We start from the raw sequence: 14155 nt of genomic DNA, 5'->3' as shown, positions 1-14155 counted from the left end.
CCGCCGGTGATGGAACCGGTGAAAGCCGCGGCACGAATTCTCGGGTGTCGCAGTGGTGAGGCTCGAGGAGTTCGTCCGCCCCACGGCCCTGGGGTCGAGGAATACTCCGCACTTTTAATGGCAAATAGGAATAATCACCAATAGGATGGGCGTGGCTGTCGCAGAGATGGGATGCCTATGGTTCAGGCCGCCAATCCAGCGCGGACGGTCATCTTGACCGTAGACGACGACCCCACGGTGTCGCGTGCAGTCGCCCGTGACCTGCGGCGACACTACGGTGAGTCGTATCGCGTCGTGCGCGCGGAGTCCGGGGAGGCAGCCCTCGATGCCCTGCGCGAGCTGAAGCTGCGGGGGGACCTCGTGGCCGTGCTGGTGGCCGACTACCGCATGCCCCGGATGAACGGCATCGAATTTCTCGAGCAGGCCCTCGACGTGTACCCGGGCGCACGTCGGGTACTCCTGACCGCATACGCGGACACCAACGCGGCCATCGACGCGATCAACGTGGTCGACCTCGACCATTACCTCCTCAAGCCCTGGGACCCGCCCGAGGAGAAGCTCTACCCCGTCCTCGACGATCTCCTTCAGACCTGGCAGGCCACTGACTACCGTCGGGTGGCGATCACCAAAGTGGTGGGGCACCGCTGGTCGGCGCGCTCGTCGGGGGTACGGGAGTTCCTGGCACGGAACGAAGTGCCGTACCGCTGGTACTCGTCGGACGAACCGGAAGGCCGGCGGCTGCTGTCCGCCGCCGGTCAGGACGGGCTGCGGCTCCCGCTGGTCGTCACTCCGGACGGCACGGCACTCGTCGAGCCCGAGGACCGGGACCTTGCCGCCCGTGTCGGCCTGGCGACCACTCCAGCGGCAAGCTGCTATGACCTCGTCATCATCGGCGGCGGACCCGCCGGTCTGGGCGCGGCCGTGTACGGGGCCTCGGAGGGTCTGCGAACCGTCCTGGTGGAACGCACGGCGACCGGAGGCCAGGCGGGCCAGAGCTCACGGATCGAGAATTACCTCGGCTTTCCGGACGGAGTCTCGGGCGCGCAGCTCACCGACCGGGCCCGGCGCCAGGCGGCGAAGTTCGGTGCCGAGATACTCACCGCACGCGCGGTCACAGGTCTCGAGGCCCACGGCGCAGCGCGCGTCGTTCGGTTCTCGGACGGCTCCGCCGTCACCGCGCACTCCGTGATCCTGGCAACCGGTGTGTCGTACCGGCGGCTGGACGCGCCTGGCGTGGCCGAGCTGACCGGGTGCGGGGTGTTCTACGGCTCGGCGCTGACCGAGGCGGCCGCGTGCCACGGCCATGACGTGTACATCGTCGGCGGCGCCAACTCTGCTGGCCAGGCGGCGATTTATCTGGCCCGGGGCGCCAAGTCGGTCACCATCCTGGTGCGCGGGCCATCCGTGACCAAGTCGATGTCGCACTATCTCGTCCAGCAGATCAGGGACACGCCCGCGATCTCCGTGCGCACCAACACGGTCGTCGAAGCCGCCCACGGCAGACACCAGTTGGAGAAGCTCACGCTCCGCGACATGGCGACCGGGAACGCCGAACTCGTCGACGCCCAGTGGATGTTCGTGTTCATCGGAGCGGCGCCACTGACCGACTGGCTGGAGGGCACCGTGCTCAGGGATTCACGTGGGTTCATTCTGACCGGCCCGGACCTGACGGCGGACGGCCGTCCGCCGGCCGGCTGGGAGCTGGACCGGCCTCCGTACCACTTGGAGACGAACGTCCCGGGCGTGTTCGTGGCGGGAGACGCACGCGCCGAGTCCGCCAAACGCGTCGCTTCCGCTGTCGGAGAGGGAGCCATGGCCGTCATGTTGGCGCACCGGTATCTGGAGCAGTCGTGACCGGGCAGCCGATGCCGTGCAGTCGGAAGGAGCTCAGCTCCCTCTTCCTGTTCGAGAAGTTGGCCCCCGACCAGATCGCGCGGCTGTGCGGCGATGGGCGCGTGGAGGAATTCGCGCCCGGACCTGTGTACCAGGAGGGCGATGCGGCCACGTGCTTCTACGTGTTGCTCGAAGGGACCCTCGTCCTCTCGCGCCGGATCGGCAACACCGACGTGGAGGTCACCCGAAGCTCCAGCCGCGGTGTGTACGCGGGAGCCTTCCAGGCCTACCTGGGCGACCGCGTACCGCAGGTGTACAACAGCTCCCTGCGCGTCATCGAGCCCTCGCGGTTCTTCGTGCTGCCGGCGGACACCTTCGCCGCCATCATGCGGGAGTGGTTCCCCATGGCCGTGCACCTGTTGGAGGGGCTCTTTTTCGGCACCAAGAACACCCAGGAGGCCATCGGCCAGCGAGAACGGCTCCTGGCTCTCGGGTCGCTGTCCGCCGGGCTGACCCACGAGCTGAACAACCCCGCCGCCGCGGCCGTGCGAGCCACCTCGGCGCTCAGGGAACGAGTCGCCGGCATGCGCCACAAGCTCGCCGCCATCGCGGCAGGCCCGTACCGGCGCGACGATCTGGAAACTCTCATCGAGGTACAGCAGCGCACGGCCGAGCACGTCGCCAAGGCCACCGCCCCCAACCCGCTGGAAGCCTCCGACCAGGAGGACGCCATCTGCGACTGGCTGGAGGACCATGGCATCACGGACGGATGGAGGCTCGCGCCGACATTCGTCCAGGCCGGCCTCGACACCGGCTGGCTGGACGGGGTCGAGGCGACCGTGGACGAGGGCACCCTCGAAGGGGCCGTACGGTGGCTCAATTACACCGTCGAGACCGAACTCCTGATGAACGAGATCGAGGACTCGACCACCCGCATCTCGTCCCTGGTCACCGCGGCGAAACAGTACTCGCAGCTCGACCGGGCGCCCCACCAGGTCGCCGACGTGCATGAACTGCTCGACAGCACTCTGCTGATGGTCTCCGCGAAAATCGGCGACCGCATCACCATCGTCAAGGACTACGACCGCACACTGCCCAAAATCCCTGCCTACCCCGGCGAACTCAACCAGGTGTGGACGAATCTGATCGACAACGCCGTCTCGGCGATGAACAGCACGGATTCCGGCGGCACATTGACGGTGCACACAGCGCGCGACGGCGACCGCCTTCTCGTCGAGTTCTGCGACACAGGCCCCGGCGTGCCCACAGAGATCCGCGGCCGCATCTTCGACCCGTTCTTCACCACAAAACCGGTGGGTGAAGGCACAGGCCTCGGTCTGGACATCTCGTGGCGCATCGTCGTCAACAAGCACCACGGCGACCTTCGCGTCGAGTCCGTCCCCGGAGACACTCGCTTCCAGGTGCGCCTCCCGCTGGCCCCCGCCGACCCCGACGCCCCACAGGAGCGGTCATGAATGCCCAGAACGGAATCGACCCCTCGGTCCCACCGAGCGGCACCGGATGCGCCGAATGCGACGAAGTCGGCGGGTGGTGGCTGCATCTGCGGCGCTGCGCACAGTGCGGCCACATCGGATGCTGCGACGACTCGCCGGCGAAGCATGCGACCGCACATGCCAAGGCCACCGGACACCCGGTGATCCGCAGCTTCGAACCGGGCGAGCACTGGTTCTGGAACTACCGGACCTCGCAGATGTACGCATCAGGACCGCAACTGACGCCGCCTGAGTGCCACCCCGCCGACCAACCCACACCCGGCCCCGCGGGACGGGTGCCCGCGAACTGGGCCGACCAAGTGGTCTAGGCAACAGTGGCGGTCGCCGGAGTCGCAGGGCCCGGGCGAGATCGTCTTCGCGGCACGTACCGGTGACCCTTGCACACGACGTCCGTGCCGCGGTCGAGGCAGTCGACGGCGTGCCGCCTCTGCGCCTCGGCGGGTAGGTCGAGGCGGGCAGGTTCCCGGATCGCTCTGCCCGCCTGCAGAAGGGACAATGCGATGGATCCTGATATACGGACCAGGGCCGCACTCGAGGAACACTGGCGGGCATCGGAACGCGGGGATACCGAAGCCGAGCACGCCATCTACGCCGCGGACGCGATCCTCGACTACCCCCAGTCAGGTGAACGGTTCCGGTGCCGTGCGACGATTTCGGCGCAACGTGGCGGGCACCCTGCCAGTCGGCACTTCACCGTCCTCCGGATCGTTGGCAGCAGGGATCTGTGGGTGAGCGAGTGCGTCATCACGTACAACGGGGTGCCCAGCTACTCAGTGAGCATTATGGAATTCGCCCACGGGCATGTGGTGCACGAGACCCAGTACTTTGCGGATGCCTTCGGTGCGCCTGAATGGCGGACAGCGCTCGCGGAGCCGATGCCGGGCAGGAACATCGCCACGGCCTGACCCGGGGCTGGGGCCTGTCCGGCAGCGAGCGCCGATTCCCCCTCACTCTCGGGCTGAACTAGGTACCCGGGGCTGGCGATCCCCGCCACACGGGAGGAAGATCATCACTGCCGCCGCTGGCACGCCCCGCCGCTGCCGACCACTGGCCACGGGGGCCGCGATGTCCCTCACCGTCGACGAAGGGCAGACCCCCCGCCCTTGGGTACAGCTGGCCCAACCGGGCCTGCCCGGCCGTCACCCATCTGCGGGGCTTCCTCGCCCACCTCGCCTTCGCTGCGGCCATGGCCGAGGTGACCGAGACAGGCTGGACCCTGCGACACCGCCACCCCCGCACCCGGTGCGCACCCCGCTTTCGGCCCAAGGACGAGGAGCCTGACCATGCCCACGGATTTCGACGCGATCGTCATCGGAGCCGGCCCGGGAGGCGAGGTCGCCGCCTCCCGGCTTCTGGGCGGCGGGCTGCGAGTCGCCCTGGTGGAACGCGAGCTCATCGGCGGCGAATGCGCCTACTGGGCCTGCATCCCCTCCAAGACCCTGCTACGCCCGCCCGAGGCCCGCGCCGAAGCCGCTGGCGCCGCCGGGCTGTCCACACCCGAGCTGGACTGGCCTGCCCTGCGTGACTACCGCGACTACATGATCCGCCACCTCGACGACGCCGCCCAGATCGACGGCTACCGCAAGCAGGGTGTCACCGTCGTCAAAGGCACCGCCCGCCTGACTGGACGGGGCCCGTGGCGCATCGAAGCCGACGGCCAGCAGCTCAGCGCCGAGCACGTCGTGATCGCCACCGGATCCCAGCCGCTGCGCCCGCCCGTCGACGGCCTGGACCAGGTTGAGGTGTGGACCAACCGGGAGGCCACCACCTTGCGGGAGATCCCAGCACGCGCCGTGATGATCGGCGGCGGCGCGGTCGGCGTGGAGCTGGGCCAGTTCCTGGCCCGCATGGGCACCCGCGTCACCCTCCTCCAGCGCAGCCCGCGCCTGTTGACCCGCGAGGAACCCCGCCTCAGCGAGCTGGTCGCCGACCGGCTCCGCACGGACGGCATCGACCTGCGCCTGGGCCGCCAGGCCACCACCGCCCGCCGCGACGGCGCCGACACCGTGGTCGAGCTCGACGACGGCAGCAGCGTCCGCACCGACGTGATCGTCCTCGGCGCGGGTCGCCGGCCCCACACCGACGGACTCGGTCTCGACGCCGTCGGCATCCAGACCAACCACCGCGGCGCACTGAACATCGACGAACACTGCCGCGTCACCAGCGACGGACTGTGGGCCCTCGGCGACGTCACAGGCACCGCCCTGTTCACCCACGTGGCCATGTACCAGGCCCGAGTCGTTGCCGACACCATCCTCGGCAAACCCCGCCGCGCCGACTACACCGCCATCCCCCGCGTGGTCTTCGCCCAACCGGAGATCGCCGCCGTCGGCCTCACCACCGCCCAGGCCCACGAGCGGGGCAACAACCTGGCCACCAGCGAACTCGACCTCGCCGACTCCATCGCCCGCCCCTGGACCTACGAGACCAAGCCCGCCGGGACGCTCGGCCTGCTCGCCGACCGCGACCGGCGCGTCCTCGTCGGCGCCTGGACCACCGCCCCACTGGCAGGAGAGTGGATCCACCAGGCGGCACTCGCCATCCGCGCCCAGATCCCCATCGACACCCTCCTCGACGGAATCGCCCAATTCCCCACCTACAGCGAGGCATACCTCGCAGCAGCCGAACGCCTCGACCTGAAAACAGCTACGCCCCTGCCGCAGTAAATGCCGGGTCTACTGCGGCGGAGCCTCTACGGTCACCTCGGCACCCCTCCGTGGCCTCGCCTGTTCGACTGGGCGTGTCACCGCCGCCGGAGGTGAGGTGTACGCATTTACTGCGGCAGGGCCGGAAGGAGCGGATGGTGGCGATCGAACAGGCGGCCGCGCTGTAGCGTTGGGGGCGCGATCCGGATGCCGCCTGCCACAGAGAACAGCCAGCTGAGCCGCATGGGCGTTGACCAGGTCGAAGACGCGCCTTGGCAGCGCAGGGGTGGGGAGCCACCATGGGAACTATGGAAACTACATCAGTTTCTCAAATTTCCACTGTGACGGGCAGCGTGCTGACGTGATCGTGGAGGCGGCCTGCTGGCTGTTCTTCGCGCCGGGTTTCGCACGGGTGGGACGATCTCGCCCGTGAGATCGGGATGAGCAAGAAGACGATCTACCCGTCATTTCCCGGACAAGCGCAGCCTGCTGGCCGCGGTGGAGGACACCCGCATGGCGGATGTGCTCGACGAGGAGCACAAGCAACGGCAGGTGGCCGCTACCCCCATGGGCCGCCTGGCACACCCGGCCGACGTCGCCCAAGTGGTCGCCTTCTACGCCAGCGAGGACAACGCCTTCATGACCGGCACCACGGCCGCGGTCAACGGCGGGATGTCCATGTACTGACGCCCCACTGTCCTCCGCACACGGGGTCATACCGTCCCGATCCGGCCGATGGCCGGACCGCATCCGGCACACCGTCACCTCAGCACCATGGGCCGCAGCGCCGCGTTCTTCGCTGCGCTTGGGACAGCCGGTGCCACCGGAGCCGCGTTCGGCCCATTGCCGACCGGGATGTCCGTGCGGTACCGCGGAACTGGCCGACGCCGTCCTGGTCCGTCCGGACGGACGCATCGCCTGGCGTGCCACCGGCCCTGCAGATACGGACACGGCACTGCTGACCGTCCCGCGGCGCGTGCTCTCAAGCCCGTGGCCGGAGGTCACCAGTACCGGCCCTCCAGCATGTCCTCGATCGCGGACCTGTGCAGGATCAAACTGTCGGTGTCGGCCGGCATGGGGATCTCGCCGAAGTGCACCCGCCGATAGCCGACGCGAAGCATCACCAAGGCATGCCGCAGCGCCGCGTAGAGGGAGTAGAACTCCATGTCCCGCGGGGCGTGGCCGGTCTGCCGCGCGTAGCGGGCGGCGACTCGGTCGCGGTCGAGGAATCCGGGAAGGCCGAGGTGACCTGATCTCTCCGTCAGGTCCTGGAAGAAGCGGTGCAGGAAGACCAGCCAGCCCAGGTCCAGTTCGCGCGGGCCGACCGAGGCCATCTCCCAGTCGAGAACCGCGGACGGGGTGAAGTCAGCAGCGTAGACGATGTTGCCGATCCGGGCATCGCCCCAGCTCAGTACGGACTCACCGGGGTCCTCGGGCCACAGCTCCTCGAGCCGAGCGAAGGCATGCTCGATCAGCGGCGAGGGCGAGTGGTCCGCAATCACCCAGGTGTAGTAGGCACGTTGCTCGTTCACGTGCCGCCTCAGGGCGGTGTCCCCGTCCGCATCCGGTGTCAGGAACCGCGCCTCCGCGGCCGGGACGGTGTGCAGCTCGGCGAGCACGTCGACCGTCGACCGTTCCAGCTGGTCGCGCTGGTGCGCGCTCGCCTCGTACAACCAGCTGCCGGGATAGGTGTAGGGAAGCACATCGGGCGGGACCCGGCCACAGGCCCGCTCCATCACGAACCCGAGTGCGCCCAGCGGCCCCGGGTCCGTCTCCAGGCGCAGGAGCCGGGGTACGGGCACCTTCGTCCGCTCGGCGACCAGCGCGATGGTGCGGTACTGGCGCGCCATGTCGTAGCGCGGGAAGACGGAGTAGGCGAGTGGGTCGGCGGCCAGTCGCAGCACGCAGGGCTGCGGCGTTGCGCCGGGTCGCTGGAGGTCGAAGAGGATCGTCTCACTCGACATGCCGTTGCTGGGCGGTATCTCGTATCGGGTGACTACCGCGGCGGGTTGCCAGGTGGTGACCCACGCGGTCAGCCGCCGGGCGAGGTCCTCGGGATCTCGGGTGGTCCGGCGCAGCGTGGGTGTCCCGCGAGGCTCGCCTCTCCGGGGCTCGTTCATGGGGTCGCCGAGGTGAAGCCGCTGGGGTCGTGGCGGCCGAAACTGCCGTGTTCGAAGATGCCGTGCCCCGTCACCCCATCGTCCCGGAGGAACCGGGCAGCGTGGTCGGTCACTCCGAACCGGGCCGGGCCCATGACTGCCGGATCAGTGAGGTCGTAAGTGATGCGTTCGGTCCACCCGCGACCGCGCCAGGTGCCGTGCTGCCAGTCCGGCGCAGGCGGGTAACCGGCTCCGACGGCGAGTGGGCTCGAGGTGAGGACCGTACCGCGCAGTTCGACGGGCTTTCGCATACCATCCATCAGGTGCAGGACGGCGGAGCGCGGAGTACGGGTGCCCGGAGCGTAGTCGATATCCGCGTATGGCCAGCCCAGTTGCTCATCGGGTCGTTCCGCGTGCTCCGGGTGTACCCGTACCGCCTCGTTGAGCATCCGGTAGCCGTCGGCGTCCTCCTGCACGATGACCATGACGAAGCAGTCAGGGAAGCGTATCGGGCACCAAATCCAGTGGAAGCCCTCCGGTCGGTGCTCCTCGGCGGCTCGTCCCGGCTGCTCACCGGGGATGGGACGGACGCCCCAGCTACGGTCCCGGGTGGCCGTCCACTCCTCGCCGGTGACCGTGTAGTGAGTGCCGCCGGGGGCAGTGATCCGCCCGGTAGCGCCGCCCCCCTGGACGAACCGGCGACCCTCGAGCGTCAGCCGGTCGCCGGTGCGGCCGGTGTGGTGCGGTTCCCAGACCGCGGGGAAGCCACCACGCCAGAGGAGATCGCAGGACAGGCTGTTGGCAGAGGCCGGATCCGGCTCGCAGACCAGTCTGATCGACCGCAGGGGCTGCTGGACCTCGAAGCGCAGCGGACCGACACACAGCTGCGTCCGGTCCTCACCGAGCGCGTCGGAGGCGCGTACCGCGTGCAGCAGGTCGCCGACCCGCAACGTGACGTAGGCGTCGATGACGCCCATGTTGGGATACACCCCGAGCCCCGCGATCAGCAGCGCCCGACCCGCATGGTCGAAGACGTGGAAGATGCAGCGGTCGTAGGCGTTGCGGTCGCTGGTGGCCACATAACGCATGGACAGCGGTACCTGGTGCACCGGGTACTCGTCGAGCGGCACGGGACGCTGTGTCACGGCGGCCTCCTGGCAGAACACCAAGCAGAGTCATACCTGACCGTACGTCAGATATGAGTGACGGGCCAGGCCTGTCCCGCGTGAAACCCGAGTTCGGCTACTGAGCTGCAGCGACTCGCCGCGGAACGCTTCTCGTCCCGGAAATGCTCGGCGGTCATGCAGTGATCGTGGATCTATCTGCTGGCGCGTCGTTCACTGGAGTTGGCGGGCTTGCGCTCGTTCGGCAGCGCGGCGAAGGACGCCGAACCCTTGGTGTTGCGGTCTCAGCTCTCCTACCGCTCTTGGACGCAGGGCCCTCGGAGGAGCTGGTGCTCCTGGTGCGAGGGGGGTGGTACATCGCGGGCGGCGGCCTCGGCCACCACCGCACTCATCGCCCCCGCCCCAATACCGGAACCCCTTACCTGGACGCGCTCACCGGCCGACCACGGTGGCCGGCCGGTGAGCGGCGGCGCTCAGCCGCGCGCCGAGGACGACTTGCGACGCCGCGTCACGTACACCGCGGCTCCGCCGGCGACGATGAGGGCGGCCGCACCGCCTGCGATGTATGGCGTGCTCGAGCTGGCACCGGTCTCGGCGAGATTCTTGCCGGTACCCGCGGTCTGCGAGCCCGCGGTGGTCCCGCTGCTGGCGCCCTGCGATCCGCCGCTCGCGCTGCCACCACCCGTGGAACCGCCGGTCGAGCCGCCGCTTGTGCTGCCGCCGCCCGTGGAACCACTGGTTGAGCCGCCGCTCGACGAACCGCCGCTCGACGACCCACCGCTCGACGACCCACCCGTGGACGACCCACCGCCCGAAGGTGCCTCGCACGTCGCGTGTGCCAGCGTGACGTCGCCCGTCACATCCGCGATGCCGGCCTTCAGCGGGTTCACCGAGACATGCAGGCCGAGGGCGGTGGCGGCGGCGGTGCTGGACGTGGTTTTGGTCGTCGTAAGGGCGACGCTGACCTGACCGACACCCGGAACGGGCACCGTGACGGTCTGGCCCACCTTGACTTCCTGCGCCCTACCCAGCACGACGAGTTTGAGGAGCGAAGCATTCGCCGTCGGCTGCTCGCCCGCCACGCAGGTCGCGCGCGCGGTCAGTGCCTTGGCCTGGAGCACGGGCCCCGGCAGGCCGGGCAGCTCCACCTTGGCGTTGACCAGGTTCGCATAGCCCTCCGCCTTGTGCTGGTCAGCGGTGGCGGTGGCACTGGCGACATCGGCAGTCAGGACGGTGAACCGCTGGCCGTTGACCGGCACCTGGACGTTGGCATGGAGCGTGTTCTGGTGTGTATCCGCCGGTGCATGCACGTCATCGAGCACCACGTGCACCGGAACGCCGCCCTGGCCCTGAAGCAGGGAAGCGTCGAGATCGGCGCGCAGTACGGTCGCGGTGGCCCTGCCGTCACCAGAGCGGGCCGGAGACGCCGCCAGGGCGGACGGCGCGAGGGCCAGTGCGCCCGCGGCGAGGGCGACGGCAGCGCCGATCGCTGCGGCGGAACGGCGCGCGGGCATTCTGAGCAGAGAGCTGTACAAGAGGAGAACCCCCACAGTCACTTGGAGCCGCCGACGCCGCTGTAGGGAGGCAGCGCGTTCGTCGGCAACTTGCGCCACATATTTACTCGGCGGTAATCAAGATAGGGTCAACTTCTTGTCACGAAATGTGGTTCGAGTGACGCGTGATCAGGCTGTCGCGCATGGTGCCGAGGGGGCGTATGAGGGCGAACGCGCTCGACACATCGAGATAACGCAGTCGCGGCAGCAGGTCGACCAGCCTGAAACGCGTGTCCGGCGGTCGGCGGCAGTTCGCGAAAGCCCGCACGTCACAACCCATGGATGAGCGGCCCGCCATTGCACACCACCATCGACGACGCCGCCTGACCCAAGCTCGCACAGCGTCGCGCCAGTGCAGACAGCTCATCACTCACCCCGAGGTCATCCTCATTCCCTCGCGCTCGGCTCCGGTGCCGGGTGGGAGAAGGTGAGACCGGACGTCCGCCGGCTCTGGACGACCGGGCCGTGCTGGACTCCGCCGCTGACGACCTTGTGCACGCTGCCCATCGAGGCCGCTTCTGGGGGCAGGGACAAGCGCACGGAGTGGCTCGCGGCTGGGCGGAGTGGTGTGCCGGATGGTCGTGATACCGCCGTAGCCGCGCGCCGGGGGAAGGACGGCCCATCCGGTTGGGCCGTTTGGCCCTATTTCGTGTCGTGGGAGCGGCCGAACGCTTGCGCCAAACGGGGTCGACCAACTGCGGAGGTGGTGGCGATGTTGGACATCTTGCCGATGACGCGCGACCGGCCGGGGGCAACGTCGGCTGAGGCGGAGTTGCAGTCTCCCGCCCCGCTGACCCTTTCATTGCGCCACCAGGACAGGTGGTGGATCGCGACCGTGGCGGGGGAAGTCGACATCGCCACTGAGCCGCTCCTCCGCGATTTTCTCGGCGGTCTCCTTGACGACCACGGCGATAGGACGCAGGGCATCGTCGATCTGTCGGATCTCTCGTTCTGTGACGCGAGAGGGATCAGCGTCTTGGTCGGCGCGCGCGTGCGCGCCGTGCAACAGGGTGACGAGCTGCGCATGGTGTGCCCTCCGGGACGCCTGTTGCGTCTGCTGAGGCTCGCCAGGCTCACGGAAGCGTTGCCACTGTATCCGTCGATCGCTGCAGCTCTTAGCGCGTCGGGCCACCCGTAAGGGTTGATGCGCCTCGGGGTCCGAGGCCGAAGAGATAGGCGACGGCGTGTGCGACCTCATCGTCTGCGTGGTGTGCACCGTCCTCCTAGCAGGCCCAGGAGCAGACGCCGAACAGTTTCCAGTCGCAGGGCTGGCGGGAAGCCGCGCAGGTCATGCGCACCGGCTGCCGCTCGCCTTCGCCTCGCATATGTCGACGGTATCTCCGCTTCGAACCGTGTCGCTCGCCTCGCAGGGTCGTTGAAACAGGTACGGCCTGCGTGGAGCTGCTCGTCATGGCAGAAGCTGTCGGCCAGCGGGCCCGGGGCTGCCGTGAAGTGCCACTTCAGCAGCCCCTTTCACACGCCGGGGACCGTGTCCTCCTCGACGAGGTGGGCTGGGGACCGTGGAGCCGTCCGCCGACTACGGCGAAAAAATCAATCCGCATCGGGCACAAGTCCGACGTCCCGCGCGTTACCGCATGCGCCGGAAACACCGCACAGGCACCGAACGGGGAGAGGATCATGGCTACCGACTACGACACCCCACGCAAGACCGACGACCTTGACGAAGACAGCATCGAGGAGCTCAAGGCAAGCCGCAGCGACAAGAAGACCGCCGTCATCGACATCGACGAGTCCGATGCCGCCGAAGGGCTGGAGCTACCAGGCGCTGACCTCTCTGGCGAGGAGCTGGTGGTCCGGGTGCTGCCCCGGCAGCAGGACGAGTTCACCTGCATGAGTTGCTTCCTGGTCCACCACCGCAGCCAGCTGGCCGCCGAGAAAAACGGCCAGCCGATCTGCCGCGACTGCGCGGCCTGACAGCCTGGGCGGCCTGCTGCCCGCTCCTCCACCTCACACGCCGGGGAACGCGTCCTGCTCGACCTCGTTCCGCGACGGCCTGGGTGCTACAGGATCAGGCCGCCGCGAGCGCGGCATCGATACCCGGCTCGGGCGCGGATGGAGCGCACAGTGGGCGGGCGTCCGCGGCGCTTCGGCGCGCAGGTCGCGACGTGGCGGCGTTTGAGCAGGTCGCGGTGCCGGCGCAGGATCGTCTCCGGGCTCACCAGTAGCAGAAGCCGGCGCAACCTGTCGTCGGCAGGCCATGCAGCTGCCCCCGCCTCGGCCCCCGAGGAGCGTGAGCAACTCCAGCGAGTCGGCCGGCCATCACCCGCGGCGACGTGGGCAGTAAGCACCCTGACGCGTGTTACGGGTTCATGAAGGTGACGTTGAAGTTCTGGGCAGCTGTCAGGGCCGAGGCGGTGGCCTTCGTGGCGCCGCCTTGCGACATCATGGTTAGTTGGTTGGCGGTGCCGGTGCCGGTCCCGATGGCGGCGCCGTTTGCCATGGCGTCGGTGAAGTTGACGTTGCCGAAGTTCGACAGTGGCAGCACTCCGTTGGTGCTCGACGGCGCCTCGGCGACGACCTCGGCCGAGGCCAACTGTGCGACGTTCGAGGTCTGGTGGGTCACCTGGTTCCAGCCCTGGGTGTTGTCGGTGAGCGTCAGCGTGAAGTTGCCGTTGCCGTCGGTGATGACCGATGCGCTCATGGAGTCGCCTGCGGCGACGGGCTGGTTGTACGCGACTGGCGCGGCTGGGAACATCTCGAACCAGCCGAAGTTGGTGGCGTTGCCGTTCTGGCAATCGGCCTCGGTACCGGTCTGCTCGACCGTGTTGCTGCCGTCTCCGTCGAGCCCCACCCAGAAGCTCGAAAAGGTCTGGTTAGCGTTGCAGGTTACCGCCGGCTGCGTCCAGCTAGCCGACACGCTGGTGAACTTGGTGCCGGTGTCGGCGTAGCCGGACCAGTTAGTGCTGGTCGCCTGGGTGACGGTGCCCGCGCCAGCGCCACCGGTGGCAGCCGGGGTGGGGGTCGCGCCACCGTTGGCCGTACCCGCGGCCCCGGCGCCCGATGACCAGGCCAGCATCACGTCACCGTGAGACCGCATCGTGGTCGTCCCGGCCTGCGGACCTCCAGCGGCGTTCGCCCCGCCGGCGGATGAGTTCTGCTGATGGTGGCCGGAGCCTGACAACGGGTGCGCGTTCGCGGTGGCCGCGGCCATCCACAGGCCGCCGGCCGCCACGGCGGTGACTCCCGTCATCCACCATTTGCGCGCCTTACGCGCCCTATGTGTCCTGGGTTTCGTCATTGGTAGATCCTCAAGCGAGCAGTGATCACTACGGACTTGTTGCGAAGCCCCACGTGAGAGTTCCTACGTGACGAAGCGTGCGACGGTTCAAGATCGGGGCAACCTGGCCATGTCCTCGGCTACGGCGC

13 protein-coding genes are annotated in these 14155 nt (G+C 68.7%); 8 read left to right on the top strand and 5 right to left on the bottom strand.

What is annotated here, in order from left to right:
- The first annotated feature begins 177 nt into the window (after window positions 1-177).
- From NGB36_RS24790 to NGB36_RS24765, 6 genes are all read left to right on the top strand, one after another.
- Window positions 178-1854, top strand: coding sequence for an NAD(P)/FAD-dependent oxidoreductase (locus NGB36_RS24790; protein ID WP_255922696.1), 1677 nt, complete (start codon window positions 178-180; stop codon window positions 1852-1854).
- Window positions 1851-3308 carry an ATP-binding protein gene (locus NGB36_RS24785; protein ID WP_255922689.1) on the top strand — a complete coding sequence of 486 codons (1458 nt, stop codon included), beginning with the start codon at window positions 1851-1853 and terminating at the stop codon, window positions 3306-3308. The genes NGB36_RS24790 and NGB36_RS24785 overlap by 4 nt, the downstream gene beginning before the upstream one ends.
- Window positions 3305-3655 (top strand): UBP-type zinc finger domain-containing protein, encoded by a 351-nt coding sequence (locus tag NGB36_RS24780; RefSeq protein ID WP_255922688.1) that lies wholly within the window; start codon window positions 3305-3307, stop codon window positions 3653-3655. The genes NGB36_RS24785 and NGB36_RS24780 overlap by 4 nt, the downstream gene beginning before the upstream one ends.
- A 420-nt stretch (window positions 3656-4075) precedes the next feature.
- On the top strand, window positions 4076-4252 hold the full coding sequence (locus NGB36_RS24775; RefSeq protein WP_255922687.1) for a hypothetical protein: 177 nt from the start codon (window positions 4076-4078) through the stop codon (window positions 4250-4252).
- A 378-nt stretch (window positions 4253-4630) separates the two neighbouring features.
- A complete protein-coding gene (locus NGB36_RS24770; RefSeq protein WP_255922686.1) occupies window positions 4631-6013 on the top strand; it encodes a dihydrolipoyl dehydrogenase family protein in 1383 nt (460 codons plus the stop codon).
- 492 nt (window positions 6014-6505) lie between these two features.
- Entirely contained in the window at window positions 6506-6679 is a 174-nt protein-coding gene (locus NGB36_RS24765) for an SDR family oxidoreductase (RefSeq protein WP_255922685.1), read from the top strand.
- 314 nt (window positions 6680-6993) lie between these two features.
- On the opposite strand, the gene NGB36_RS24760 is transcribed toward NGB36_RS24765, so the two are convergent.
- The 4 genes from NGB36_RS24760 to NGB36_RS24745 form a co-directional block, all read right to left on the bottom strand.
- Window positions 6994-8112 (bottom strand): phosphotransferase family protein, encoded by a 1119-nt coding sequence (locus NGB36_RS24760; protein WP_255922684.1) that lies wholly within the window; start codon window positions 8110-8112, stop codon window positions 6994-6996.
- Window positions 8109-9236: an Rv3169 family protein gene (locus tag NGB36_RS24755; protein ID WP_255922683.1), complete on the bottom strand. Its 1128-nt coding sequence runs from the start codon at window positions 9234-9236 to the stop codon at window positions 8109-8111. Before NGB36_RS24755 ends, NGB36_RS24760 begins: the two co-directional genes overlap by 4 nt.
- A gap of 452 nt (window positions 9237-9688) precedes the next feature.
- Window positions 9689-10729, bottom strand: a complete 1041-nt coding sequence (locus NGB36_RS24750; RefSeq protein WP_255922682.1) for an SCO1860 family LAETG-anchored protein — start codon at window positions 10727-10729, stop codon at window positions 9689-9691.
- Between the two features lie 426 nt (window positions 10730-11155).
- On the bottom strand, window positions 11156-11302 hold the full coding sequence (locus NGB36_RS24745; protein ID WP_255922681.1) for a hypothetical protein: 147 nt from the start codon (window positions 11300-11302) through the stop codon (window positions 11156-11158).
- A 178-nt stretch (window positions 11303-11480) separates the two neighbouring features.
- Here NGB36_RS24745 and NGB36_RS24740 point away from each other — a divergent pair, with 178 nt between their 5' ends.
- Window positions 11481-11906, top strand: coding sequence for an STAS domain-containing protein (locus NGB36_RS24740; RefSeq protein ID WP_255922680.1), 426 nt, complete (start codon window positions 11481-11483; stop codon window positions 11904-11906).
- 500 nt (window positions 11907-12406) lie between these two features.
- Window positions 12407-12703 (top strand): DUF4193 domain-containing protein, encoded by a 297-nt coding sequence (locus NGB36_RS24735; RefSeq protein ID WP_255922695.1) that lies wholly within the window; start codon window positions 12407-12409, stop codon window positions 12701-12703.
- Window positions 12704-13088: 385 nt separating this feature from the next.
- Here the strand turns inward: NGB36_RS24735 and NGB36_RS24725 are convergent, their stop codons facing one another.
- Window positions 13089-13979 carry a G1 family glutamic endopeptidase gene (locus tag NGB36_RS24725; protein WP_255922679.1) on the bottom strand — a complete coding sequence of 297 codons (891 nt, stop codon included), beginning with the start codon at window positions 13977-13979 and terminating at the stop codon, window positions 13089-13091.
- Window positions 13980-14155: the final 176 nt, after the last annotated feature.

Origin of the sequence: Streptomyces humicola, assembly GCF_024436035.1 — a bacterium.
GTDB classification, from domain to species: domain Bacteria; phylum Actinomycetota; class Actinomycetes; order Streptomycetales; family Streptomycetaceae; genus Streptantibioticus_B; species Streptantibioticus_B humicola.
Note: the sequence above shows the minus strand (reverse complement) of the source record. Positions and strands in the feature narration are given on the sequence as shown.

Excerpts from the sequence above, each read along its gene's own strand:
- NGB36_RS24760 (WP_255922684.1), bottom strand. The coding sequence starts at position 8,112 with ATGAACGAGCCCCGGAGAGGCGAGCCTCGCGGGACACCCACGCTGCGC.
- NGB36_RS24765 (WP_255922685.1), top strand. The coding sequence starts at position 6,506 with ATGGCGGATGTGCTCGACGAGGAGCACAAGCAACGGCAGGTGGCCGCT.
- NGB36_RS24770 (WP_255922686.1), top strand. The coding sequence starts at position 4,631 with ATGCCCACGGATTTCGACGCGATCGTCATCGGAGCCGGCCCGGGAGGC.
- NGB36_RS24780 (WP_255922688.1), top strand. The coding sequence starts at position 3,305 with ATGAATGCCCAGAACGGAATCGACCCCTCGGTCCCACCGAGCGGCACC.
- NGB36_RS24725 (WP_255922679.1), bottom strand. The coding sequence starts at position 13,979 with ATGACGGGAGTCACCGCCGTGGCGGCCGGCGGCCTGTGGATGGCCGCG.
- NGB36_RS24790 (WP_255922696.1), top strand. The coding sequence starts at position 178 with ATGGTTCAGGCCGCCAATCCAGCGCGGACGGTCATCTTGACCGTAGAC.
- NGB36_RS24740 (WP_255922680.1), top strand. The coding sequence starts at position 11,481 with ATGTTGGACATCTTGCCGATGACGCGCGACCGGCCGGGGGCAACGTCG.
- NGB36_RS24735 (WP_255922695.1), top strand. The coding sequence starts at position 12,407 with ATGGCTACCGACTACGACACCCCACGCAAGACCGACGACCTTGACGAA.
- NGB36_RS24750 (WP_255922682.1), bottom strand. The coding sequence starts at position 10,729 with ATGCCCGCGCGCCGTTCCGCCGCAGCGATCGGCGCTGCCGTCGCCCTC.